This is a genomic window from Xylanibacter brevis ATCC 19188, from assembly GCF_000621725.1.
Taxonomy (GTDB): Bacteria; Bacteroidota; Bacteroidia; order Bacteroidales; family Bacteroidaceae; genus Prevotella; species Prevotella brevis.
This window is the reverse complement of record NZ_JHXM01000001.1, coordinates 155,793-180,835: the sequence shown is the minus strand read 5'-3', so window position 1 is coordinate 180,835 and position 25,043 is coordinate 155,793. Positions and strand designations below refer to the sequence as shown.

Here is a 25,043-nt window from a genome sequence, read left to right as displayed (position 1 = left end):
CTGTTCTCTTTCTTTGTTTCGCTTCATGCTTCCCCGTGAGTGGGGTGGGCGCCTCTGGCTAGGCCTCGAGGTTCTTCTTGTAACATCTGCGGCGCTTGTGCTGCTCGTTGTCGAAGTAGCCCCACTGGCTCTGCACCTTGCCGTTGGTCTCCATCTCTACGTGGGTCTCGCCCCATTTGAAACCATACTTCTGGTAGATGGGGATCAGGTCGTAGAACAACAGGGCGTTGGCGCCCTTCGAGCGGTATTCGGGCAGAATGCCAATGAGCAGACAATCCACGATGTCGGTCTTCTTGAACTTCAGCGCCTTGATGAGGTGCCACCATCCGAAGGGCCACAGACGACCGTTGCGACACTTCTGCAGTGCGCGCGACAGCGATGGGATGGTGATGCCCACACCGATGCAGTCGTGGTCGGGCGTGTTCCAGTCCTCGATGATGCAGAGCATCTCCAGGTCGATGAACTTGAAGTACATGTCCACATACTCGTCCATCTGCTTCTTCGACATCTCTGAGTAACCATACAGATGTCCAAAGGTCTTGTTGATGACCTCAAACACGCGATAGCCGTATTTCTTCGGACCGTAGATGTCTTCCTTCTTCAGCTTCTTTACGTGGAGGTTGTAGCGCGACATGCAGAGCTCTGCCACGCGCTTCATCTTGTCGGGCATGCCCTCCTTAGGCACAAAGACCTTGTATTCCACATAGTCGTTGTCCTTCTCGTAGCCGGGCATCTGCTCCATCAGCTGTGGGTAGTAAGGGTAGTTGTAGAGTGTGGCCATGGTGCCCAACTGGTCGAAGCCGTCGGTCAGCATGCCTTCGGGGTCCATGTCGGTGAAGCCCAGCGGACCGATGATCTCTTTCATGCCTTTCTCGCGTCCGTAGTCTTCTACGGCCTTGAGGAGTGCTTTCATCACTTCGGCATCATCGATGAGGTCCAGCCAACCGAAGCGCACGCAGGGGCGCTGCCATTGCTCGTTGTAACGGTGGTTGATGATGGCGGCTACACGACCCACCAGTTTGCCGTCGCGATAGGCCAGGAAATATTCGGCTTCACAAAATTCGAAAGCCGAGTTTCTGTCTTTACTAAGTGTGTGGAGTTCGTCACTGTATAGGTTAGGAGCATCGTACTGGTTGCCTTTATACAGGTCATAATGCAGTTGGATAAAGGCTTTCAACCCTTTTTTGTCGATGACTCTCTCAATCGTAACTGATGACATTTCTTTCTTTATTTGATGAATAAATAGATGCTAATTCAACATACAAAGGTACGTTTTTTTTTAGACATATCAGCAGAAATAAACAGTTTTTTGCAACTTTTCTCGTAAATTGAAGAAAAGAGGCGATAGGTTTGCCGTAACCAAACCTATACTTTGCCGTAACTAAACCTATACTTTACCGTAACTAAAGTGGCACTTTGCCGTAACTAAAGTGATGGTTTGGCGTAGCCATCGTTGCCGAATGACATTACGAGGTGCGCTGACAGATGAGCAGGGTGTGCTGCCCGTTGCGCAGGGTGGTGGCAAAGATGTAGTGGTCGCCACCGTCTTTCAGTTTCAGGCGCTGGCGCAACTGGACGGCGCTGAGGGGGAAGTTGCGCACGCTGATGTTGGCTTTTGTGATGTCGGCGAGGGCTGCTTTCAGCTCTTTCTTGTTCATCGTGGTGGCAGCCGTGATGCGGAAGCGGCGTCCTGGAAACTGGGGGCGCTCCTCGTTGGAGGTAAACAGGTGACTGTTGGGTGCCAACTGCTTGACGCCGAACGCCTTTTCTACTTCTGCGAAGCAACCGGCCTTCATGATAGAGGCGTTGGGTTCGTAGAGGTATATGCCTATTTCGGCGGGCTCGTCTGTCGAGGGGACCATGGTCGTTGGCGCGCTTGCCGACACCAGCCACACCTGCTCATCGTTCACGCAGTAGAGCTGCAGCGCTTCTGCCTGTTGGCGCATCACGATGAGCAGTTCCTTGCATTCGTTCTGTGCCGAGACGATGTGCACCTCGCTGACGTACTGTGGCCCCAGGTCTTCCACGGCTTTTCGCCAGTCGAGCATGGGCGACAGTTTCAGCACCACCACGTCGGCCTTTTGCAACAGTTCGTCGCGCAGTTCCAGTACGTTGGGCGTGCAGTCGCCGATGCCATAGGTGCGAGCACCGTGAGTGTCGCGGCGAGCCGGGTCCATATAGATCATCGAAACATGCTCTAGTTGGTGCAGCACGGCCACACCGTCGCCACACGTGCACGTCACGTTGGGGGCCAACTGCTGCATGTTGTGCTTCACCACCGCAAAGAGCTCCTCGTTCTGTTCTACGTAGGTGGCTTCTTTGAAGGCCTGACTCATGAACGAGATGTCCACACCGAAGCCACCGGTCAGGTCCACGAGGCGCTCTGCCGCTGCCGTCAGTCGCCGACAGAGGTTCTTCTTATACAGGGCAGTCTGTTCGCTAGAACACTGTTCCAGCGACAGGTGCTGAGGATATAAAAGCCCGTCAGTAGCTGCCCACGAGGGCAACTTCTGACGGGCCTTTTGTAGTCCCGCAATCTGACGTAGCGCCAAGGCGAAGTCCACGTCCTTGTCGCGGCAACCTTTCAGCGCCAGCTGGCGCACGTCGGCATGGCTGTTTTGCTCGATGAAATCGCGGGTTTTATCGTTCATCTTTATTTCAGTATTACTTTCTTTCCGTTGATGATATAGAGTCCCTTGCGTGGGTGCTTCATGCGCTGTCCCTGCAGGTTGAACACCGTGGTGCTCAGACGGTCGTTGGCAATCACGCGGATGCCGTTGGGCTGCTCTATGGCGAGGGTCACGTTGACGCCACTGATCTTGATGTGGTTGCCCTCTGCGCCGAAGGTCACCTCACGGGCTTCACCTGTCCACACATAGTCGTTGTCGATGGTGCCCTTGTCGGCTGTCATCTTCTTGATGCCGTCTATGGTGATAAAAGCCAGTTTGGTCATGGTGCCATCGCTGGTCTCCACCTTCAGCGTGTTGCCGCCGTACATACGGATCTGCGAGTCGTTGCAGTACATGTTGGCGCTGGTGCCCTTCGCATAGGTGATGGTGACGGGACCTTGCTTACCGCTGAGCGTCGCCTCATAGCTATTCTTCCAGGAGCCCTGCCATGAAACGCCAAAGAAGCTGTTGTTCAGCATGATCGTACTGTCGGTCAGCTCTTCGTTTGACTTTGCGGTGATGGTATAGGTAGCCGACGTCACGGCGCTCTTCTTGTCACCTTTCAGGGCGATAGCCTTCACTGTGGTGGTCTCGCTGATGGTGATAGGTGCCGTATAGACGCTGCTCTGCTCGGTAGGTTCGGTGCCATCGGTGGTGTAGTAGATGGTGGTCCCCAGTGTAGTGCAGCTCATGCTCACCTCAACCTGTTCGACGTAGCTGCCACCCTGCGGTGTGAACACAGGCTGCATCACGAAGTCGGGGTCCACGCTGCCGCCGCCCGCGTAGTTGTCATAGCTGAAGGCCTCTTCCGTCTTCGAGCCCCATACGTATTCCTCCAGTCCTGGATAGTCCACAAACGGGTTGCGGTTTTGCTGCACATCGCTGCGCGCCACGGCATTGTTGCGAGCGCGTTCCACCTCGTCAACAGGGTCTTGCTGCGACCAGCGGAACAGCATGTCGAGGTACCACTGTTTCAGTCCTGGATAGGCATCATCGGTAAATACCTTCTTCACCTCGCCCTTGCTCCAGTTCTTCAACTTGTCCTGATAGCAGGTGGCCATATAGAAGTAGATGCGTGCAATGTCGCCTTTTATCTCGTCGTTGGGTTCAAACACCGTACCGCTGTAGCCAGGTGTCTTGCATGAGCCCAGTATGCTGTAGTTGTTGGCCGACGCCTTTGTGATGTCTTTCACCTCGGCGATGACGTACGATGAGCGCATATTGTTGATCTTAGCATCTGTAGGCACCACGTGGATGATGTCGCTCTTCATCGGAGTGGCCTCGTTAAACCAGCTCTGTGGCACGGTGTGCTCCTTGTTCCATCCACTGCCTTCATTCTTGTTGCCATTATCGTCATCCCAATCATAGTTGGTGATGTTCGAGTACCAGTCGCGCACATGGCCGTCGGGGCGCTTGTCGGTCTTCTCGTAGTATTCCTCCAATGCCGAGTAGCTCAGCGTCTTGTGGTTCTTGATGATACTGTGCAAAGCGGTCTTCAGCGCTTCGCCTTTCTTTCCGTTGGCCTCCTGATAGTAGGTGCCAGAGTTGTTTGGGCCTTGTGCCCAACTGTTCAGCAGTGCTATCGACAGCACCGCGAGCAGCGTCAGTGTTTTCTTCATAATATGTGTATAATGGTGTGGTTTTTCTTTCTGTTGTGTGTGCTTATCTGACGAAGACCTTCTTGCCGTCGATGATGTAGAGGCCCTTTGCAGGACTCTTGATGCGCTGTCCCTGCAGGTTGAATGTGCCCTTTGTCGCCCTCTTCAGCGTGCTGTTCACCAGGTAGATGCCGTTTGTGTTGCCATAGTTGTCATAGCTGAAGGCCACCGTGGTCTTGTCGCCCCATACATATTCCTCCAGTCCGGGATAGTCGATAAAGGGGTTACGGTTCTCCTGAATGCCAAAGACGGCATTGTTGCGGTTGGTCTCTTTCTCGCTCACGGGGTCGTTCTTGGCCCATTTCATCAGCATCTCCAGTTGCCAACTGCTCAGTCCGGGATAGGTGTTGCCGTCCAGTGTGGGGCGCGACTCCGCGTTGTTGGTGTACCAGCCGGCCAGTTTCTCCTCGTAGCAGGTCACCATGTAGAAGTAGGTGCGTGCAAAGTCGCCCTTATACTCGTCGTTCGGTTCGAATACCGTTCCCGTATAGCCGGGGTAAGTACACGTGCCAAGCTTGCTGAAGTTGCCTGCCGACTTGTAGTCCTTGCCGTCGGTCTCGCCAAAGGGGAAGTTACCGCGTTTTCCGTTTACCGTACCATCGGTGGGATAAAGGTGGAACAGGTCGGTGTACATGGGTGAATTACTGCCAAACCAACTCTTAGGGAAAGAGTGCTCGCGGTTGTACTTGTCGCCTTCCTTCGAGAAATTTCCTGCCTGGTCCGTTCCAAATTCGTAGTTCGTGATGCTCGAGTACATGTCCCATACCTTTCCGTCTTCACGCACGTCGGTAGTGCGGAAGTCAATCCAGAGGTTTCCGTAGGTACGTTCTGTATGTGGATTGATGATGCCACAAAGTGCCGTCTTCAGCTCCTGACCTTTCTTTCCGTCGGCATTCTGATAGTAAGTGCCAGAGTTGTTGGGCCCTTGTGCCCACAGGCTGATGCTGGTCAGCACCAGTGCTATCATGGCCGTAAATCTTTCAGCTATTCTCATAGTCGATGGCTTTTTTTACAATTGGTTATTTGATGATATACTTCCTGTTGTTAGAGATAAAGATACCTGGGCGCAGATGGCGCTCGTCCATCCGCATGCCATACATATTATAGACGTGATGGCGGCGCTGCTTGGTCGTTGCAGTGATGTGGTCTAAGCCTGCTTTGTTCACCACTTCCACCAGTACCTGCTCTATCTGGATGTGCTTGTTGGCATTGCTCACGGGGTAATTGCCGGTGTAGGTCGATGTGAACTCCACGCAGCTCACCAGCGTGTCTGCCGGTGCCGTCCACACGTTGCCGGTCATCTCGCCCACCGTGGGGATGAACTCTTTGTCGGCCGACTTCTCGGGCACCACGAACTCAATGCGGCTGAGGCCGTTGTGGCGCGCCTTGAAGGTCAACTTGTTATTGTTGTACAAGCGAATCTGCGTGGCGTCGCAGTACATGCGAAGGCCCTCAATGCCGTAGGAGAACGTCAGGTCGATGCCGTCCTGCTCTACCGATATGGGTATGCGCTCGAAGTAGTCGCGCAGATAGTTCGTGCTGCTCCAGTCGGTGCCAAACGTCATTTCGTTCAGCGGGATGGTGCAGTCGGAGGCCACCGTCTGGTCGTCGGCCACCGGTTCGCCGCCATAGTCAAAGGCCGTCTCCTTCTTCTCTCCCCAGATATAGTCCTCCAGGCCGGGATAGTCCACAAAGGGGTTGCGGTTGCCCTGCAGTCGGTAGGCGGCCTCGTTGCGGTCAATCTCTTTCTGACTCACGGGGTCCTGCTTAGACCATTGCATCAGCATGTCGAGGGCCCACGGGGCAAAAGGCTGATAGACAGACTCGTCTGTCAGGTTGAACATGGCTCCCGTCCACGTGCCGCAGTGGTCGCCAACGCTATCTCGCGTGCTGCTCCATGTGGGCTGTCTCTTCTCGTAGGCCGTCACCATGTAGAAGTAGATGCGGGCCAGGTCGCCCTTGTACATATCGTTGGGCTCAAAGCAGCGACCCTTGTAATCCTCCGAAAAGGTGCAAGCTCCCATCTTGCTAAAACCTTCTTCCGAGGTGTAAAACTCACCGTTGTTGGTGCCGTAGGGGTTGTTGTTGCGCTTATTGTTGACGATACCTTCTGCCGGGATAACGTGTACTATGTCTGAATACATGGGTTTGATGTCCTTGTAGGTATAGCTGCTTCCGCTCTTAGCTGCAGGGTTAAACCAGCTTTTTGGCATGGAGTGCTCGCGCTGGAAACCTTTTGTGCCCTCAGGGTCGGTGCCCAATTTCCCGTTTCTATGAAGCGTGGTGTAGATAGAGTAGGCCGACTTACACGAGTACATGTCCCAAATGATGGGCACCGTGTCTGTGGGTATGGCGTCCGTGAAATGATACGCATGCCACAGTGAGTCGTAGTCCACCACGGCAGGCGTGTTGATAATCTCGTAGAGAGCCGTCTTCAGCTCGGCCCCTTTCTTCCCATGAGCGCTTGCATAGTATGTGCCAGTGTTGTGGGGCGCCTGTGCACCCATGGCTATCGTCATGGTCCAGGCTACCAGACAGAGTAGCGTTTTCTTCATAGTCGTATCTATTTTTAGAAAGGTTCAGCCTACAAAAGTAAGGATTAATTTTGTAATGGCGAAACAATTGCCCGAAAATTATCTCAGTGCTGCGATATAATCCCACAGCTTGCGGTAGAACGGGTGTTTCGTCATGGTGTGGCGGTCGCCCAGGATGATGAGCTTCATGCGGGCTCTGGTGATGGCCACGTTCATGCGGCGCAGGTCGCGCAGGAAGCCTATCTGCCCCTCGTCGTTCGAGCGCACCAGCGAAATGATGATGATGTCGCGCTCCTGTCCCTGGAAGCCATCCACGGTGTTGATGCTGATCAGGTGGCGGAATGGCTTGAAGAACTCACGTTTGCGCACCAGCTGGCGCAGGTATTGCACCTGTGCTCTATAGGGCGAGATGATGCCCACGTCCAGCCGTTCGTCCAGGATGCGCTCCTTGCCAATCATCTCGAAGTAGGCCTGCAGCGACAGCAGCGTCAGTTCGGCCTCGGTCTTGTTCACACGTCCGAACGATTCGCCCACAAACTCCTCCTTGCCTTCATACTGCGACGTGTCTATCCACGTCATGGGCAGGTCCAGATCCAGTATGCTGCGGTGCTTCACCTCGGGTGCCGACACCATCTGGTTGTGGTAGAACCAGTCGCTCGAGAAGCGCATGATGTCTTCGTGCATGCGGTATTGGATGCGCAGCAGTGTCACTACCTCGGGCTTCAGGTTGGCGATGCGCTCCATCAGCGTGCGTCCCAGTCCGCCCTTCAGCGCCTCGTAGCACTTCACCGTGGGGGGCAACTGACAGTGGTCGCCGGCAAAGATGACGCGTCCGGCTCTGCGGATAGGTATCCAGCAGGCCGCCTCGAGTGCCTGGGCAGCCTCGTCGATAAACAGTGTGCCGAACTTCATGCCGTCCAGCAGGCGGTTGGCCGAGCCCACCAGCGTACAGGCAATGACGCGCGCTTCGCCAAACAGTTCGGCGTTGATACGTATCTCTATCTCGGTGGCACGACTTTTCAGACGGTCCATCTTCTGGTGCCAGTTGTCGCTGCGCTTGCGTTGCGACCGCAGTTCGCGTATGGCCTTGCGGATGGCCCACAGCTGTGGGTAGTCGGGATGTGCCTCGAAGCGTCGTTCGTAGGTGAACGACAGCATCTTGTCGTCCACACGTGTAGGGTTGCCTATGCGCAGCACGTTGAGGCCGCGGTCCACCAGTTTCTCGCTGATCCAGTCCACCGCCATATTACTCTGAGCGCACACCAGCACCTGACTCTCGCGGCGCAAGGTCTCGTAGATAGCCTCTACCAGTGTGGTCGTCTTGCCTGTTCCCGGTGGTCCGTGAACGATGGCTACGTCCTTGGCACGCAGCACCTCGTTGACGGCGTGCTCCTGCGTGGCGTTGAGGTAGGGGAACCCCATGTCGGGAAACGAGAACGTCTCTGCCTTCTGGCGCGTATAAAAGAGGTCGCGCAGGTAGCCCAGGCGCCCTTTGGCGCGCATGGTGCGCTCCAGCGCTTCAAACATCAGTCGGTAACTGGTCTCGTCGAAGAACAGCTGTACGCCCAGCTGCCCGTCGCTCACCTGCAGGTCGGCCACGGGAAACTTGTCGGGCACGGCCACCACCATGCGGTCGCCATCCACGTAGCTCACCGTGCCGGGCGTTGAGAAGAAGTGCATGTCTTTCTCGCGCTGCACAAAAAACTGCACGGGTTTGCCAAACTCAAAGTTGTGGTCGGTGTCGTCCTCCGTGTTGCGATACACCTCCACGCACAACTGGTTCAGCGAGTTGTAGTAGCTCTTGCCCAGTCGCAGCGGCATCCAGGCATCACCGCGACTCACGCGTCGCAGCATGCCGATGGTCTTGGTATGCTCCTGGAAGGCCTTCTTCTCCTCGTCATACTCCATCTGCAGCAAAAGGCGTTGCTGTTGGAGTTCCAAAATGGGTGATAGCGTCTCGTTCATCAGTGCAAAAGTACTAAAAATGAGTGAAATAGACAAGCGAATCAAAAAATTAACATGTCATTTTATTGTCATATAAGAAACTTTTCGTATATTTGCAAGCGAATATAATCTTACCTAATGAGTTTATGATGAGCTTTAAATCGATAGTAATAACCTTACTGGCTATTTGCCTCAGCGTAGGCATAGTCCACGCACAACCTCAGAAAAATAAGGATCCTAAGTATGTTGCACTGCGCGACACGCTGGTGTATTATTTTAATAATGATGACAGCATTCACTTCTATGCGGCGCTGAGTGATCTTGAAAACTATCTTTTGGCGCACGACGACCTGCATGGCTACTACACCCAGCGGTGTAACGAGATCATCTTCCTGATGAACCGCCAGCAGATCTTCGAAGCCTATAAGCTGTCGCGCAAGCTCATTGCCGAACTGCAGGAGAAGAAGCTGGACAGCGAGATGTATATGGCCGTCAACATGATGGGCCATATCAACAGCTATTGTGGCAACATCGAGGCGGCCAAGGCTAATTTCCGCGAGGTGATAGAGCGCATGGAGAAGCAGGGCTACTATGAGAGCATGCCCCCTATCTATATGAATATTGTCAATCTGACGCTGACCGACAATGCCGAAGAGGCCCTGAGCCTGCTCGACAAGGCCCGCGAGATAGCCGTCAAGTACTCGCCCGAGCGCGTCTTTGATATCGATACGCGTAAGACGGTGAGCTACTTCTCGGCAGATAAGAAGGACCTCTTTATGAAAGGCTACGAGGTTTACCGCAAAGGTGTGGAGGAAGGACAGAGCTCTGTGCACGGCCGCCTGGTGGAGGCTTATCACGAAGCTGCCATTGGCAACACCGAGAAGGCTGTAGAGATGGCCCGCCAGTTGGGCGACGACGGTCATGAAGCCATCACCATCATCTACGAGAAGGCGGGTATGTGGGAGAAGGCCTTCAATGCGCTCAACGACCTGATGGTGGCCAACGACTCTATTACTAATGTGGTGCTGATCAACAGTATGCAGGGTCTGCAGGACGACATGGCGTCTTATGAGCGCGAACGTGAGGTGGCACGCGCCAGGATGATTGGCCTCACGGTGATCATTGTATTGCTGTTCATGCTGGTGGTAGCCTTGTTCTATATCGTCAATAGCCGGCGCCGCCACACGGCACAGCTGAGGTCGGCCTACGAGCATGCGCTGGAGAGCGACAAGATGAAGCGTGCGTTCATCAGAAACGTGAGCCATCAGATACGCACACCGCTGAACATCGTCAGCGGGTTCTCGCAGTTGCTCACCGATCCCACCATGCAACCCAGTCTTGAGGAGCGCCGCATGCATGCTGAGATGATTTCCAAGAACACGGAGCTCATCACCTCGCTGGTAGATGAGATATTGGAACTCTCAGAAAACGAGTCCACCACCAGTATCGACAAAAACGATGTGGTGCAGGTGTGCCCGCTGCTTCATGCGGTGCAGGCCGAGAACAGCGAACAGCTGAGCGAGAAGATCAAGATAACGGTGGAGTGCATGGTTGACGAGAACTTTGCCTTCCGTTCCAATGCGAAGGTGCTTAAGCGCGTTCTCAACATCCTGATAGAGAATGCGAAGAAATATACCGTTGCTGGTACGATCACGCTGGCAGCCCAGCTCGACGAGCGTCAGCTCATTATGTCGGTGACAGACACGGGCATCGGTGTCTCTGAGGTCGATGCCGAGCGTATCTTCGAGAGCTTTGTGAAGCTCGACGACTTTAAGGAGGGTCTTGGCCTTGGCCTCTCCCTCTGTCGTGTCTTGGTGAAGCACCTGGGTGGCGTCGTCTCTCTGGACACTACCTATCGCCAAGGTGCCCGCTTTGTGATTACGCTGCCGGTGTATGCGTGAACTGAGAGGTGCGGCGTTGCCGCAAGATGAGAGATGAAAGATGAGAGATGAAAGATGAGAGATGAGAGATGAGAGATGAAGGATGAGAGATGAAGGATGAGAGATGAAGGATGAGAGATATGATTAGACTTATATGCTTCACTTAGCGCAGAAAGTAATCATATCTCTCATCTTTCATCTTTCATCTAATAACTTTTCGCCCGAAAAGTTATTTTATTTTCGCGCTCATCGGATTCCTAACGCCCTTATAGCCTCTGAGGAAGGCTTTGGCAGAGCCGAAGCTGAGGAACATGTCTAGTCTGACGGGCAGATGGTTCTGGTCGTCGGTCACGTAGAAGCGGATCAGCTCGTGGTCCTTGCCGTCCTCTTTCTCGTAGAACGAGAATACCAGACAGCGGAACTTCTCGCCGGTGCCATCCACCTTGAAGTTCTCCTTGCCACGGTATTTGAGCCATGAGTTCGTCAGGCGGCGGGCGTCACTGATGGGCATGGGGATGATGTCGCCCTTCTTCATCTTCGACGCGTCGAAGTTGCGTGCACGCAAGAAGATGCTCATCATGTCGTAAACACAATCCGTATATTCTTTGTTGATCCAGTGCTGCTCGCCGTCGGCATCGATGCGGTGCATCTTCAGTCGGCAGTTGTTGCCAGGATAACTGTACCACAGCTCGTCCACGTAGTAGCGTTTACCCTCCAGGGCACCTTTGCGGAAATACACGGGAGCCAGCGTGGCAGCATCACAGTAGGACAGCAGCGTGTCGCGCATTACGAAGATGCCGTCCAACTTTTGGTTGCCGCGTGTGGTCAGACTGCTGCGAAACACCTTCTTGCCGGCATAGCGCGACTCCATGGTTGACATAGAGGCCGAGCCCACCTTCACCCACACAAATTTCCAGTTGAAGTAGAGGTCATAGACCAGGAACTCGCCCGATTTGAAGGCCTTGTTCTCAATGCCGCACGACTGTGCATTCACGCTGATGATGCTCATCATGCCTATGATAGCGGTAAAAATGATTCTCTTTATCATACCTTATATTATTTAATATTATCAATATACTCCTTGCCCAGCTTCTTGGCTCGGTCAAGGTTGCGGTTACGTAGTTGCTTTTCTTTGTCGGGCTTCTGCTTGGTGATGGCAGCTGCCTTCTGCTTGTAGCGGGGCAGTGATGTGAGGTTCCACTGTCGCGAGACGTCCCATTTGGCTTTGCACTCCACTATCTCGGGGTTGTAGAACACGGGCTCGGGCTGCAAGTCGTCGTCGTAGCGACCGGTGTCCCAGATGCCATTGCCGTTCTTGTCGATGAAGGCATGCAGGTAGTAGCTGCCAGGCTGCAAGTAGTAGAACTCAGCAGGCTGACCACCGTGAGCCACCGCCTGACGTCTCACCTTGTCGCTGTTGTCCATCAGCTGCACCACCACCGAGTCGGCGCTCTCTGCACCGCTAATCTCCACGGTCAGCGTGCTGAAGGCGTCGTCGTTCAGCACCTTGATGCCCTGCTTGATGGGTTTTGATACCTGTCCGTAGATGCCCTCGAAGGCCGCCGTGTCTATCTCCAGACTATATTCCGTGTCGGGTCGCCAGTCCACGTCCATCTCGTAGATGCGGGTGCCAATCTGTCGGAAGTCGTGGGGTGTGCGATACCACACGGTGTCTATTTTTGAATAGAGGTGCACAAGGCTAGTGTCGCAGTGTGCCAGTGGCTCAGGCATCTCGAAGCGCAGCACGTGTAGCGGACTGATGCTCTGGTTGGCGTTGATCTTCACCTCCAGTGCCTTGGGCTTCATGATGGTGTCGTAAGGCTCCTCGCGTTTCTTGCGCTTCTCCTGTTCTTTCTTCCATTTCTCAAAGGCCTTTTGCTGCTCCTTCAGTCGTTTGGCGTAGGGCGTCTTGGCAATCTGTTCCAGCGTGTCGGTGCGCTGCACCAGTTGTCCCAGCGTGTCGGTTGCCAGATAGCTGAACTCCACCAACAGCGTGTCTTGGTTCACCAGCGTGGTGTCGCTGAGCCAGTAGCTGATGGTGTCGTTCTTCAGCGAGTATTCCGGTATCACGGTGCCGTCCAGGTTGCAGTTCAGTCCCCTCAGCACGGGCAGCGAGTCACTGCCGTAGGTGAAGTAGAAGTCCAGTCGGTTGGGCTCCTTGCGCTCGGTCTTCAGCAGGAAGCGGTCGGTCTGTGGCTCCTGGAAGCACAGCAGTGTGACGTCGTCGGGCAGGAAATGCGTGTAGCCCACCTTCACGATGTTGGCTATGTGCAGCGAGTCGCGCCAGATGGTGTCCTGGCGCATGTCCTGCATGCAACTGGGCACGATGCTGTCGTGCGAGAAAGCCATGTATTCACTCTTCTGTCCGTAGAGGAAGTCGCCGTCGGCATCCTGCAGCGCATAGATGCGATAGGTACCTGGGCCCACGCCCTTCACCGTGAAGCGTCCGCTGCCGTTGGTGCGCGACACGCGCATCATGGGCTCTCGGTGAATGACCGAGTCGGCAAAGTTCTGATACAGTCCTACCAGCACCCCCTTCATGGGCTCCAGGTTCTCTGCGTTCAGCACGTAGCCGCTCACCTCGAGAGTGTCTATCTGTGTGCCGGTAGAGAAGCTGAACGTATAGTTGCCCATGGGGTTGCCCTCGTTGTTGTCGGTGATGGCATCGCTGAAGTCGATGGTGTAGGTGGTGTTGGCCTTCAGCGAGTCTTTCAGGTCCACCACGATGCGTCGGCCCGTGGCCTTGATGTCGGCCTGTTCTAGTTGTGGTGGCGACACGATGACCTTGTTCTGTATGTCTTCCACCTTGATATACTCGTCGAAGTTGATCACCACCTTGTGGCTCTTCACGTTCACCCCGTTTTCTGCTGGCGAGGCGCTCACCACGCGTGGTGGTGTGTCGTCATACCAGCCGCCGTCTGGGCTGCCCATGCGGGCGCAGGAAGAGAAGATCCCACCCAAAAGTGAAAGATGAAAGATGAGAGATATGATTACCATATTCCCAAACACACCTTTCCGTTGGCTCTTATTGTTAAATCTAATCATATCTTTCATCTATCATCTCTCATCTTCCGATGAAAGAGCCAGTAACTCCTCAATATGTTTGCGTTCGTTGCTCAGTCGGGGCACTTTGTGCTGTCCGCCCAGTTTTCCCTTAGCCTTCAGCCAGTCGTTGAACAGTCCCTGGCGTGCCACCACAATCTCCAGTGGTTGCAGGGTGATGTCTTTGTAGCGCTTGGCCTCGTAGTCGCTGTTCAGCTCCTGCAACTTGCGGTCCAGTATCGAGGCAAACTCGTTGATGTCGGCAGGTGGTGTAGAGAACTCTATGAGCCACTGGTGGCGGCACTTAGCGTTTTGGTCCATAAATACGGGGGCAGCGGTGTATTCCAGCACTTGTGCGCCAGTCTTCTCGCAGGCATAGGCCAGTCCCTGTTCGGCATTATCCTGTATCAGCTCCTCGCCGAAGGCATTGATGAAGTATTTGGTGCGACCAGAGATGATAAACTTATAGGGATTGGTAGAGGTAAACATCACCGTGTCGCCAATCATGTAGCGCCACAGACCGCACGAGGTGCTGATCAGCATGGCATAGTTCTTGCCTTTCTCCACGCCCCACAGAGGTACGATGTTGTCGGTGCCCATCTCCTGAAACTCGTAGAACACGTCATAGTCTATCATCAGCAGCATCGACTTGTCGGCAGGATCGTCTTGCAATCCGAAGAAGCCCTCGCTGGCATTATAGGTCTCCATGTAGTGCATGCGTGGCGAGGTGATGAGCTGCTGATACTGTTCGCGGTAGGGCGTGAAGGCCACGCCACCATGGAAGAACACCTCCAGGTTGGGCCACACCTCTTCCAGGTGCTGCTTGCCCGACAGTTCCATCACGCGGTTCAGTACCGAGAGCATCCACGAGGGCACACCGCTCAGGTTGGTCACGTCTTTGGTCATGGCCTCCTTGGCAATGCGGTCGCGCTTGATCTCGAAGTCGCTCAGCAGGGCAGTCTCTTTTGCAGGCACGCGAAATAGGTTCACCATGGGGTTGATATTTTCTATCAGGATAGCGCTAAGGTCGCCCACCAGCGAGCCCGGCAGGTTGTAGTTAGGCGCATGACTGCCGCCCAGTATCAGGCCTTTGCCACTGAACATGCGGCTCTGTGGGTTGTTTCTCAAGTAGAGCACCACGGCATCGGTACCACCACGGTAGTGCACACGCTTCAGTCCGTCGGGGCTCACGGGTATGAACTTCGACTTGTCGTTGGTAGTGCCGCTCGATTTGGCATACCACTTCACTCGTCCGGGCCACAGCACGTCGCTTTCACCATGGCGCATGCGGTCTATGTCGCCCTTCAGTTCCTCGTAGGTGTTCACGGGTGTGTTCTTCACAAAGTCCTCGTAGCCACGGGTGGCGGCAAAGATATGTTTCCGTCCGTATTCCGTATCCTTAGCTTTGTCCAATAAATGATTGAGCGCTGCTCTCTGCAGTGCCTCTGCTTCGTTGTTGTAGCGCTCTATCTCTCGCGCTCTCGAAGCAAACACCATTCTTGCTATTCCTGTAAAATCCATTTGTTCTTTTGTTAATATTTTTCAAAGGTACGAATAAGCGAGTACAAAACAAAGAATTTTATTCTTTTTTTGTCGAGCGTGAGTATCTTCGACATTTTTGTCAAAGGTACGATTAAGTGAGCGAAAAAGCAAATTAATTTGCAATTTTCCGAGGGAGAGTTTCCAATCCAGAGTCTTGGAGCATTATTTTTAAAGTATAGGAGTAGTGGTTTTAGAGTCTGAAAGTTGCAGTTCTGAAGTCTAAAACCCAAACAATCATTTCTGTTCCAGCCCCTGGAAAGCCTGTTTTCAGCCCCTGGACTGACCGCGTCTAGGGGCTGAAACGACCGCATCCAGCCCCTGGATTTGACCTTTTCAGGGGCTGGATGCGGAGTAAAACTTACCGAATGACATCATCAAACCAAAGGTATTGCATCGTCAAACCGCCACTTTTCATGCGTCAAACCGTCATTTTTCGATGGCATTGTGGCTTTGTTCTACTTCTGAACGTACTTCTTCCCATCTTTAATATACATCCCTTTCTCTGGAATGCGGCTGAGGCGACGGCCCTGGAGGTCGATGATTGTCTCATTTCCTTTCAATTGGTGCAATTCTGAAATCCGCAAACTATAATCTGATAATGGCAGAACTTTACCTTTATAGATCTTTTGGATTTTTTCAATTTGACAGATTTGAGTATAGATTACCGTTGATGTATCCATATACTGGAATATGTCTTGCGTGATATCATCTTTAAGAATGCCATGAATGACAAGGGCGTCTAATGTGCAGCCAGCAAAAGCGCTGCCGCCAATTCTGTTCACAGAAGTGGGTATTTGAATACATGCTAAGTTCTTACTTCCCTCAAAGGCTAGATCGTAAATTTTTGTTGTACCCTCAGGAACGTTGTAAGACACTCGGCTATTTCCACTTGGGTAGGCGTATAGTTCTTTTTTTTCTTTATCGAATAACACCCCATCTTGTGATGTAAGATACTGGTTGTCGTGATCAACGTTTATTGAATCTAAATTTATACAATATATAAAGGGATTCTTATATCTGTCCAGATTTTGATAGACGTGCAATATATCCTTGATTGATGAGGGAATGAACACTTTTGTTAACCCATTACAATTCATAAAGGCCAGCGATTTTATATATGCTACCGTATAGTCTTTTTCATTATAGGTTATTTTTTCAGGAATTCTCAATTCTCCGTTCCACGTATTGTTCCCATTGGCCACTATCGCTTCGTCAGATTCCTCAAATAATACATAATAAAGACCGTCAATAAGAACGCCCTCTCCCTCTCCAAATATGTTTAGGGAGAAGAATACGTTTAATACAATGGATAGTATAAGTATTTTCTTCATAATGCGTAAAATAATAGGTGTATAAGTGCAATTATGTAATTCTTAATTCTTATGGGTTTTGAGAATCTTTTCTGTAAGGCCCACTGATTTCACCTTCTGTTATTTCACGTACTTCTTCCCATCCTTAATATACATCCCTTTCTCAGGAATGCGACTGAGGCGACGGCCTTGGAGGTCGAAGATGGCTTCCTCTCCTTGTGAATGGAATAGTTTGCGTGAAATAATTCCATCGGTCTTGTCGCTGACATCATCGCGATTATAGATGCACACATCGCTGTCATAGCAAGTCAATAGCTCTGCCGTGGGGTCGAACAATCCTGCCAAGTTACCGTTTGACCACAGCACGGCATTATAAATGCCACAATCGCCTCCGATGCCTTCTATCCATGTGGTGCTGCCCGTTGAAGATTCATTTGGAATATGTTGCACTAGTTTTAGTTGCGGATAAAGCCGCCCACACGACTGAATAGAATCTTTCTCAGCCACGGTTAATCTGTAAAAATCCCAAAAGAGTCGCAATAGCGTGCCGTCGAGTTTATCTTCTGTGTCTAAGGAATAGTCGGCAAATAGGTAGCTCACCACATTGATATTGTTGATGTGGGGAGTCATCGCATATACTCTTCGTCCCTGTTCACGCATCGCCTTTTCATAGACAGCTGGTGTGCCGAGTGGTTTCTCAATGAATACTTTCTTCCAAGTCTCACCTGCTATCAGTGTGTCGCCATCGATGAATTCGCGGAAATTGCCTGTAGCACTGGTGTAGTTCCATGTACGACCATCCTTCAATAGCGGGATATAGCCTTCTGTCTTAGGCTCCTGCTCAAAGAACTTGAAGTTCTCTTCTTGAAGAGCTTTCCAACTGGTCATGTAGGCATTGAAATATGCATGTAGTCCGCAAAGCGTGTCTCGCGAACATCCTAACGTTCTGTCAGTGATGAAGGTTCCGTAGTTGCCTGCATGCACGATCCCTACGTCACTGCTATAATACATACCGAAGAACGAAACTCCTTGAGTGCTGGGTTCTACTGTTTTTGGCGTCAGATCCAAGTTGCTGACCTCTACCTGATAGTCGCGCTCAGGGAAGAATAGGTATGGCATGTTTGCCTTTGGTTCTGGCTCGCGCATAAAGAACAAAGTGTCTGCCACTTCTTCATACAACCGGTAATAGCGGCCTGCGGTGGCGTCGGGCTTCACGGGCAGTACAATGGTGCAGCGCTGGCCAGCGGGGTAGGTCACACGATTAAATAGTCTGAAGTTCATCTCGGCAATATCCTGTTGGTCATAATCTATGCCCCTACAGTAAAAAGGCAGATGCCCCAGCGCAGAACAAGCAATGCTATAGTAAGGCTGTGTGCTCTCCACCCGGATGTCGTAGTAGCCAGTGGCATCAGTAGTGCCTTCAAACATGGCTTCAAACGAACCATAGTCGCCTCGTCCCATCTGTACCTTTGCTCCAATAACCGGTTGTCCGTCTTGATCGACGACGCGTCCAGAGAGATGTTGCATAGGGGTTTGGATGGTAAAAGCAACGCTTGGCGTATTTCCCAGCATAGAGCTATTGGGCAAATCTTCATTGGGGTTATCGCTAATAGCCATGGCGCATTTGGTATATGTATCTTGTTCGAAATATACATCGGTGTCCGTGGTTTCTCCCGAGAGTTCCATGACGACATACAATACTTTGCCATGACTGACAAATGGCTGGCTTAGTTCTATTTCCAGTATGTTCTCGTGCTGAGTGGCAGTGCCTCCCTTCTTAATCACGCAGTCTCCGTCAAAAACACAAGTCATATCTGAGGTTGATATAAAGGGAGTCTCCAGTGTAAGTACTTGAGACGTTTCGAGGAAATACACCTTGGCATGGCGTGTCACATTCTCGCCCTCGTTATATCCACGGAATGTCATCTTGACTATTCTGGCATTATCAGGGATGTTGCTATAGTTGATCTGTGACTTCGTCTTTGCCGATGTCGCTAACACCGGAGCACCTGTCCCCACTTTGTTGCTTGTCATGGGAGTATATGTTGAGGTAATGTAATCATTCTGATTTGCTTCTGATATGGGATCAGTAAAGAAGTCATGTTTGAAAAACAACACTCCTGTGTCGTCTGAGCAAGAATAGAAACTACGTATGGAGAACTCTGGTAGGGAAGGGAATGGATTCAGGAAACCAACAGGACTTCCGATACCTTCTACCCAAATGAAATCGGAGCACTCATAATAGTAAGAATGAAGACCATCTTGATAGCCTTCATGGTAACCACTGTCAAGATTTTGAAGATGAAAACGCCTATAGGAGTTCCCCCTTACTTCTATCGTGTCGATCTTTGTCAACAATATCTGATGAAGCAACTTGTCATAACGGTCTTCATACTTCATCGTGTCACCAACCTCCATGCTGAAGTCATAAAGCAAGCGAGGATTCTTATCTCCCCTCAGTTTGCCATATATCTTCTTGTCCTTTTCCTGCATTAAGCAATATAGCCCGCTATCAACATGCTCTAATTTATTGCTATGCATCATTATGCCATAATAATCCCAGTTGATTTTCTTGAATGTCTCACCATCACAAACAGTATCTCCTGCAACCACGAACTTCATCATCCGCAAAGGCTCATCTATTGCATTACCAGAATTTACTGTCCACACCTTTCCGTCTTCCAACAAGGGCTTGTAGCCCGTTTGTGCAATAACAATTTGCACAAAGAAAGTCAGTAATAGTAATATCGTTCTATTCATAATCTAATAATGTTTCGTTTACAGATATATACTTAAACCTTGCGTTTCATGGATTCTGGGAATCTTTTTTGTAAGGTCCACAAATCTCGCCTTCAGTTATCTCAAGTGAGCATCCTAATGGCACTTCAAAATCAACTCCTTTTCGCATATACATTTTACCGCCGTTTGAAATATTAAGAAATGCTTCTGGCGACATGTGTACATCTGCATTGGCAAGAACACCGCCATCAATATTCAAAGAGCCACCATAATTCATATAAATACCAGTGGTGCGTCCCAGCATACATAAAGAACCTGTTACGTTAACCTCAGTCCAATGTGTTATAATAAGATCGGCGCTCTCCGTCTCGTTTTCAGAATAAGTTCTACCTGGCCATGTATCAATGCTACCACGCTTTTCAAAAGGCATCATATTTCCATAGGAATCCATTGTCGCTATCGTACTATCAGAGTCGTCGCCATCAGGGAATTCATATATCCATGAAGGACATGTAGAAGGTTTTGGACCTATACCCCAGTTGTAATAACCATCACCATCGGCATCTTCTATAAGGATGTCGTCATTAGAATACTTCATTGAATATATTGGAGTTTCTATCGCGTATGTCAAATTGCTCATCGGAAGGAAATTCGTATTATGGAATAGGCAATATTTATATCCATCCTGATCATTTTCTTTGCCATAGCTATTTTTGAAGACCCAATATGTTTTTCCTATTAAAGTGCTATCGTAAACCACTCCTATTGGTTGGAACTCGCTATTAGATTCTATATATCTTTTTATAGGAATAGTATCTCCCCAATGTATCGTTCCATATCCCACCAAAACTACTGCGTGAAGATCTCCTGATGTACTGTATCCTGATAGAAGTGGTCCTTTGTTTATTAACTCGTTTTTCAGTTTTTCCTCTTGTCCTAGTACAGAATGATAATCATTTATTCTAATAACTTCATTTGGGGTAATAATATCACTATTACACATTAAGTTGTTATCTTTGTGATTTATAAATGGATATGACAATTCATCGTATATTCCATGGTTTTTAGCATATTCTAAAGTATAATAGGGTGATATGGAGAATTCCCACCAAACCTGGGGTTCTTCATACGAGCAGCTGGCAAGTTCTTGAACAGACAGACTATCAATAATCTTTCTGTTAAAAAATAAATTCGTCATAGCTTCAACGCATCCAGCTGTTGCAAAAGAAGTACAATAATTCGACATTCCTTGATTCCTAACTGGCGTCATCCAATTCTTCCCATGCCGATTACGCCAATCAAAACTGTCTGCATACGGAGTGTACGACTTTGCGGAAGCTTTTTCCCTTGTATGACCAAATTCAAAGATTCCACCAACGTAGTATTCGAGACCACCTGTAGACATGCTGTCGGGAAAACCAAGAATCTTTTTTCTCTGCGCATAGTCAAGTTTGGACATTTCGGTCTCTCCAGCTTTCCATAAACGACGATTTGCTTTGTTATATGCGTTTATTCTGTCTATTTTGCTATTCAGTTGCTCTCTCCTCAAATTAACAGCAGATGCACGAAGGCGCTTGTCCGTATTTGAAGTCTGACAACAGGAAATAGTCAAGGTTGCATCGTGAAGATAAACGATAAGACTATCTGGAACTACACCATCCAGGATTGCAGTCTCGTCGCAATAATTGGAAAATATATAGACGCTATCACTATTCAGCTCCTCATAGGATTCCATCACCAAATATTCCTTTCCTTCAGTATCTTTGAGAATAACAGAGGCGGAATACTCTGGACTCTTTTTTACGAGTGTGCCACTAATAGAGAATCCACCTACCTTCTGATTCAGGTCTGGTATATGATATCTACTTGATTGTTCAAAACAGATATCCATTCCTCTTGTCCGCTTGGCCGAGCTGCGCAAGGAGAAGCAATCGTCTGCAAAGACATAGCTTACGACAAATAGGGATACCAAGAATATAAATGTCTTTTTCATGGTCTTACACTATTTCGACAATATCATTCGTTTCGTGTCAACTTCTTGACCATTTACCACAAGAGAGTACAGGTAGATACCTGCTGAGAGTTCGTAGCCATTGATGGTGACAGATTCCATAGAAGAATTAACAGCAATTTGTTTCTGCATCTTGCCAGTCATGTCAAAGATGTAGATATATGCACTTTTTGCATCATCAGGCAGAGTGAAGTGAATCTGTGTCTGAGAACTGAAAGGGTTGGGGGTGTTCTGGAATAACTTTGCTTTCTCGAGAATAGCATCTGAGGTTGCAATAGAAGCAACTTCCATTGCATTAGATGATGCTCTGCGCATGGCATCGTCTTTCCCCTTTACTTCGTCAAGTTCTGCTTTCAGCTCCTGTATAGAACGAATCAATATGGGAACCAACTCAATATAGTTTACACCGAGGTTTCCATCCTGACCTTTGCGTACCAATTCAGGATAGATAGTCTGTAGTTCCTGAGCTGAGAGACCAAAATGTTTCTGGGCTGCCCTCTTGCGAGCATCTGTTTCCGCCTCCTTCAAACCCAAGGATAGCTCCTTGTTATCTTCAATACCGGGAAGTCCTTCACTTTCGGATGGAGAGATATATTTGTAATTGTATGTAATAACATTCATGTTCATGATGTTATCAAGTACATCCCCCTTTCTATCACTAAGCAGCGAGACGTTCTCCTTAAGATTCATATCTGATGGAGTAATTACCTCATCGGTAGTCAGTGAACCATCAACGTATGTGTCACCATAAAAGAACCCTGCATATCTGCCTGGAACATTCCATCCTCGCGGAGACTTCGTGCCTAATACACCAGCACCATTCATAGAACCGCTGATAAGTCCAAGCACGCCATACTCTGTCCCACCGGCAGAAGATGCTCCAACGCCCATTACGCCAATACTTAAACAAGGAGAAGGCTTGAGTGTATTATGGCCATAACCATAAACGCCAACACCGACAGTAGAATGGAAACCATCAATATGGGAGTATGTTCCCATGTTATAAAGAGAGTTGTTGAAGCTATTACTCCCCACGGTAAGCTTTGCCAAAGACAATGGTGTAGTTGTCGCTACAGCCACTTTCCCATCAGATGTGACTTTCAACTGAGCTGAAGTGTACTCGGACAACAATAACAATGCGAATACGCTGAAGATAATTCTTTTGTTCATGATTGATTAGTTTTAGTTATTAGTTATTGTATGGAATTATTTTGCAAATATAAATATCTTTTCAGTATCATGCAAACATAAAACGTTAAACATTACAAACAAAGTGACAAACTTCTTTCTGTCCTTAATGTGATGTTTTGCTGAGCGTTCTTGTCACTTGTGACAGTTATCGGTGACAAAAAAATGAGGGAAATGGAAGAATGATAGCGTTTTTTGTTTATCTTTGCAAACAGAATATTATTCATTTAATAGATTTGGATTATGAGAAACCTAATGAGACTTTTCGGACTTGTGGTTCTTGGAATCATGATGTGTACACCGGCGAATGCCCAGTTTGGTAAACTGCTGAAGAAGATGGGTGATGCCATTGACAAGGCCAGCGAGGTGACTAATGCTATCGTGGGTGAGAATAATACGGAGGCGGCAAAGCTGCCGGAGGGAACAGTGCAGGTGAATATTGAAGGCGGCGGTATGCTGGAGAATCCGCTGGCTGACTATATGGATGTGGAGTGCGAAGGCGTGTATGGTCGCACCACATCGCCATCGTTTGGTGAAGTGTATGCTGTGTTGAAGGTTAAGATGAAGGTGCCACAGACGAATCTTGGTATTGGCGGTGACCACGGCAACGCCGGCAACACGTTTGCTTATGATGCAAAGGGTACTGCGTACAAGCAGAAAATGAATATTATTGGTAACTATGATGTGCAGGAAGGCTTCTTTGTGCGTATCAAGTTGGACGACAGTCGCCGCTTTGTGGATGTGCCTAGATCGTTGACACACTTAGCCCTGGTGGACTATATGTTCTCTACGCAGGACACGAAATGGAAGGTGGTGAAACTGAGAGATGTGCCCATCCAGTGGGATGTGGAGCCGAAGGTGCACTTGGAGATGAGTAGCCAGCCGCCTGTTGGCGTTCCTCTGATTATTAATCCGCTGCGCGATGTGCTGGATATTCAGTTGGAAGGTGTATATGGTCAGACAACCGAAGAGGGTTTTGGTACCATCTATACGGTGCTCACGCTGAAGCCCAAGCAGCCATTCAAGCGTGTGGCAATAGGCAGCAACTGGGGTAGTAGTGCTCCCACACTGGCCATTGACCAAGATGCCAACCTGTATATGCCTTATAAGAACCTGTCGGATGCATTTACGTTTGAGCCGGGAAAACCGCTGCGCGTGGTGCTCAATGATAATACCCGCTATAAGAACATGTCAAAGGCCATACGGAGCATGGGCGTGATGAGGTTCTGCGTGAAGTTGGATGGTGGTGACCATTCTGGCTACATCTATTTGCAGAATGTACCCGTGACATGGGATCCGGAGCAGACGAAAGAGTAACTATTTGCTGATTCTCACCCAGTGTACCTCGCGCTGAGTGCCGAGGGCATCGCGAAGGGTGAAACGATATTCACGGCCCGGTTCGAAAGCCCAGCGTAGGAACTGCTGGAAACTGCGCACCGGGCGGTGGTCTATCTGCAGGATGATGTCGCCCTCGCGAAAGCCTTGCTGATAGGGTGTGCCGCCTTCCCACACCAAGCCTACGGTGGGAAGACCGTCTTTTTCGATGAAGGCAATCTCTAATTGGGGATTGCTGATCTGTGCAAAGGGCTGACCGTCATAGGGCAGGAAGCGCAGACGGTGTTTCAAGGGATTGATGATAAGCGAACCATAGTCCAGCACGGCAGCGCCAAGATGTGAGCCGCCCTGGGTGGTGATGGCGTGGAGGTCGGTAAAGAGGAAGTCGCCCATGCACAACTGATGAAGATGGAGAAATACCACCTCGCCGCGCTGTTCTACACCAAAATGTCCCATGACATGACGTCCTTCGCTGCATCCTTCTATCTGGGTGAAGATTGTGCGGGCATTCTTCTTTTTGCCACGATCAAAGCTCTGCTTGTTCATTACGTAGAAACAGCGACTGCCCGTGTCGAAGAGCACGCGTTCTTTGTAGCGTTCGAAAGGTTTCACCTGTATGTAGGGCACGTGATAATTTAGACGATAGCGCACGTCAAAACCTGCATCCCGGTCGAAGAACTTCTTTCGGTCGGTCAGGATGAGGCGGCGGTTGGCTACATCAATCTTGCCAAGAATACCTTTGCAAAAGATGTCAAAACCGATGATTCCATCGATGTTTTGATTGTTTGCTGTACGCTGCTGAACGGTGGCTTGCAGCCCCGTGAGCGTTAGGTGGCCCAGCGTGAGTGGCGGTAACTTCACCACAGCGACCGTGTCGCGCTGGTTGTTGGCATCGTAGGCAATCATCAGTCCTGCTGGCAGACAGCCTTCCGGTTGGGTGTCGCTGAAGATAACGCTTTGGCCGGCGCCAGTATCTAACAGAAAACGATGTTGGCGACCATTGATTTCGACTGGCAGATAGATTTGCTGACGATTCCATTCAATGGCGATGGAATCGACGAAATCTTTGTGCGACAGCGTGAAATCCAACGAGTAGCGAGCTAACTGTGCATCGGCATTGATGCACAGCCAGCTCGCTAAAAGTAGTATCCATCGTGTCATAGGCTGTCAGCAGATGGTTGCTGTGATGAT

16 protein-coding genes are annotated in these 25,043 nt (G+C 50.2%); 2 read left to right on the top strand and 14 right to left on the bottom strand.

The features are described 5' to 3' along the window. Positions 1–58: 58 nt before the first annotated feature. From T433_RS0100580 to T433_RS0100555, 6 genes are all read right to left on the bottom strand, one after another. Complete coding sequence (locus T433_RS0100580; protein ID WP_027454440.1) at positions 59–1,219, bottom strand: hypothetical protein; 1,161 nt, start codon at positions 1,217–1,219, stop codon at positions 59–61. Positions 1,220–1,466: 247 nt separating this feature from the next. Beyond that, positions 1,467–2,651, bottom strand: coding sequence for a THUMP-like domain-containing protein (locus T433_RS0100575; RefSeq protein ID WP_027454439.1), 1,185 nt, complete (start codon positions 2,649–2,651; stop codon positions 1,467–1,469). A 2-nt stretch (positions 2,652–2,653) separates the two neighbouring features. Then, a complete protein-coding gene (locus T433_RS15705) occupies positions 2,654–4,288 on the bottom strand; it encodes an endonuclease (RefSeq protein WP_052356915.1) in 1,635 nt (544 codons plus the stop codon). Positions 4,289–4,331: 43 nt separating this feature from the next. After that, on the bottom strand, positions 4,332–5,321 hold the full coding sequence (locus tag T433_RS14195) for an HNH endonuclease signature motif containing protein (protein WP_081778281.1): 990 nt from the start codon (positions 5,319–5,321) through the stop codon (positions 4,332–4,334). 25 nt (positions 5,322–5,346) lie between these two features. Beyond that, a complete protein-coding gene (locus T433_RS15700; protein WP_052356913.1) occupies positions 5,347–6,882 on the bottom strand; it encodes an endonuclease in 1,536 nt (511 codons plus the stop codon). 78 nt (positions 6,883–6,960) lie between these two features. Further along, positions 6,961–8,826 carry an AAA domain-containing protein gene (locus T433_RS0100555; RefSeq protein WP_027454438.1) on the bottom strand — a complete coding sequence of 622 codons (1,866 nt, stop codon included), beginning with the start codon at positions 8,824–8,826 and terminating at the stop codon, positions 6,961–6,963. A gap of 125 nt (positions 8,827–8,951) precedes the next feature. Between T433_RS0100555 and T433_RS0100550 the strand changes: the two genes are divergently transcribed. Continuing rightward, entirely contained in the window at positions 8,952–10,706 is a 1,755-nt protein-coding gene (locus T433_RS0100550; RefSeq protein ID WP_027454437.1) for a sensor histidine kinase, read from the top strand. Between the two features lie 208 nt (positions 10,707–10,914). Here the strand turns inward: T433_RS0100550 and T433_RS0100545 are convergent, their stop codons facing one another. The 7 genes from T433_RS0100545 to T433_RS0100515 all read right to left on the bottom strand — a co-directional run bounded on the left by T433_RS0100545 (position 10,915) and on the right by T433_RS0100515 (position 22,499). Next, complete coding sequence (locus T433_RS0100545; RefSeq protein ID WP_248616451.1) at positions 10,915–11,733, bottom strand: DUF3108 domain-containing protein; 819 nt, start codon at positions 11,731–11,733, stop codon at positions 10,915–10,917. Between the two features lie 8 nt (positions 11,734–11,741). Further along, positions 11,742–13,730 (bottom strand): Ig-like domain-containing protein, encoded by a 1,989-nt coding sequence (locus T433_RS0100540; RefSeq protein WP_155808213.1) that lies wholly within the window; start codon positions 13,728–13,730, stop codon positions 11,742–11,744. Between the two features lie 12 nt (positions 13,731–13,742). Further along, positions 13,743–15,248 carry a GH3 auxin-responsive promoter family protein gene (locus T433_RS0100535; protein WP_027454434.1) on the bottom strand — a complete coding sequence of 502 codons (1,506 nt, stop codon included), beginning with the start codon at positions 15,246–15,248 and terminating at the stop codon, positions 13,743–13,745. A 476-nt stretch (positions 15,249–15,724) separates the two neighbouring features. After that, a complete protein-coding gene (locus T433_RS0100530; RefSeq protein ID WP_027454433.1) occupies positions 15,725–16,600 on the bottom strand; it encodes a leucine-rich repeat protein in 876 nt (291 codons plus the stop codon). Between the two features lie 99 nt (positions 16,601–16,699). Continuing rightward, positions 16,700–19,339 (bottom strand): carboxypeptidase-like regulatory domain-containing protein, encoded by a 2,640-nt coding sequence (locus T433_RS0100525; RefSeq protein ID WP_155808210.1) that lies wholly within the window; start codon positions 19,337–19,339, stop codon positions 16,700–16,702. A 46-nt stretch (positions 19,340–19,385) separates the two neighbouring features. Further along, complete coding sequence (locus tag T433_RS0100520; RefSeq protein WP_081778279.1) at positions 19,386–21,311, bottom strand: C1 family peptidase; 1,926 nt, start codon at positions 21,309–21,311, stop codon at positions 19,386–19,388. Positions 21,312–21,320: 9 nt separating this feature from the next. Beyond that, complete coding sequence (locus T433_RS0100515) at positions 21,321–22,499, bottom strand: tail fiber domain-containing protein (protein WP_081778278.1); 1,179 nt, start codon at positions 22,497–22,499, stop codon at positions 21,321–21,323. A 261-nt stretch (positions 22,500–22,760) separates the two neighbouring features. Here T433_RS0100515 and T433_RS0100510 point away from each other — a divergent pair, with 261 nt between their 5' ends. Continuing rightward, positions 22,761–23,834: a hypothetical protein gene (locus T433_RS0100510; protein WP_155808207.1), complete on the top strand. Its 1,074-nt coding sequence runs from the start codon at positions 22,761–22,763 to the stop codon at positions 23,832–23,834. Here T433_RS0100510 and T433_RS0100505 read toward each other — a convergent pair whose 3' ends face one another. Continuing rightward, positions 23,835–25,013: an aspartyl protease family protein gene (locus tag T433_RS0100505; RefSeq protein ID WP_027454428.1), complete on the bottom strand. Its 1,179-nt coding sequence runs from the start codon at positions 25,011–25,013 to the stop codon at positions 23,835–23,837. Positions 25,014–25,043 lie beyond the last annotated feature (30 nt).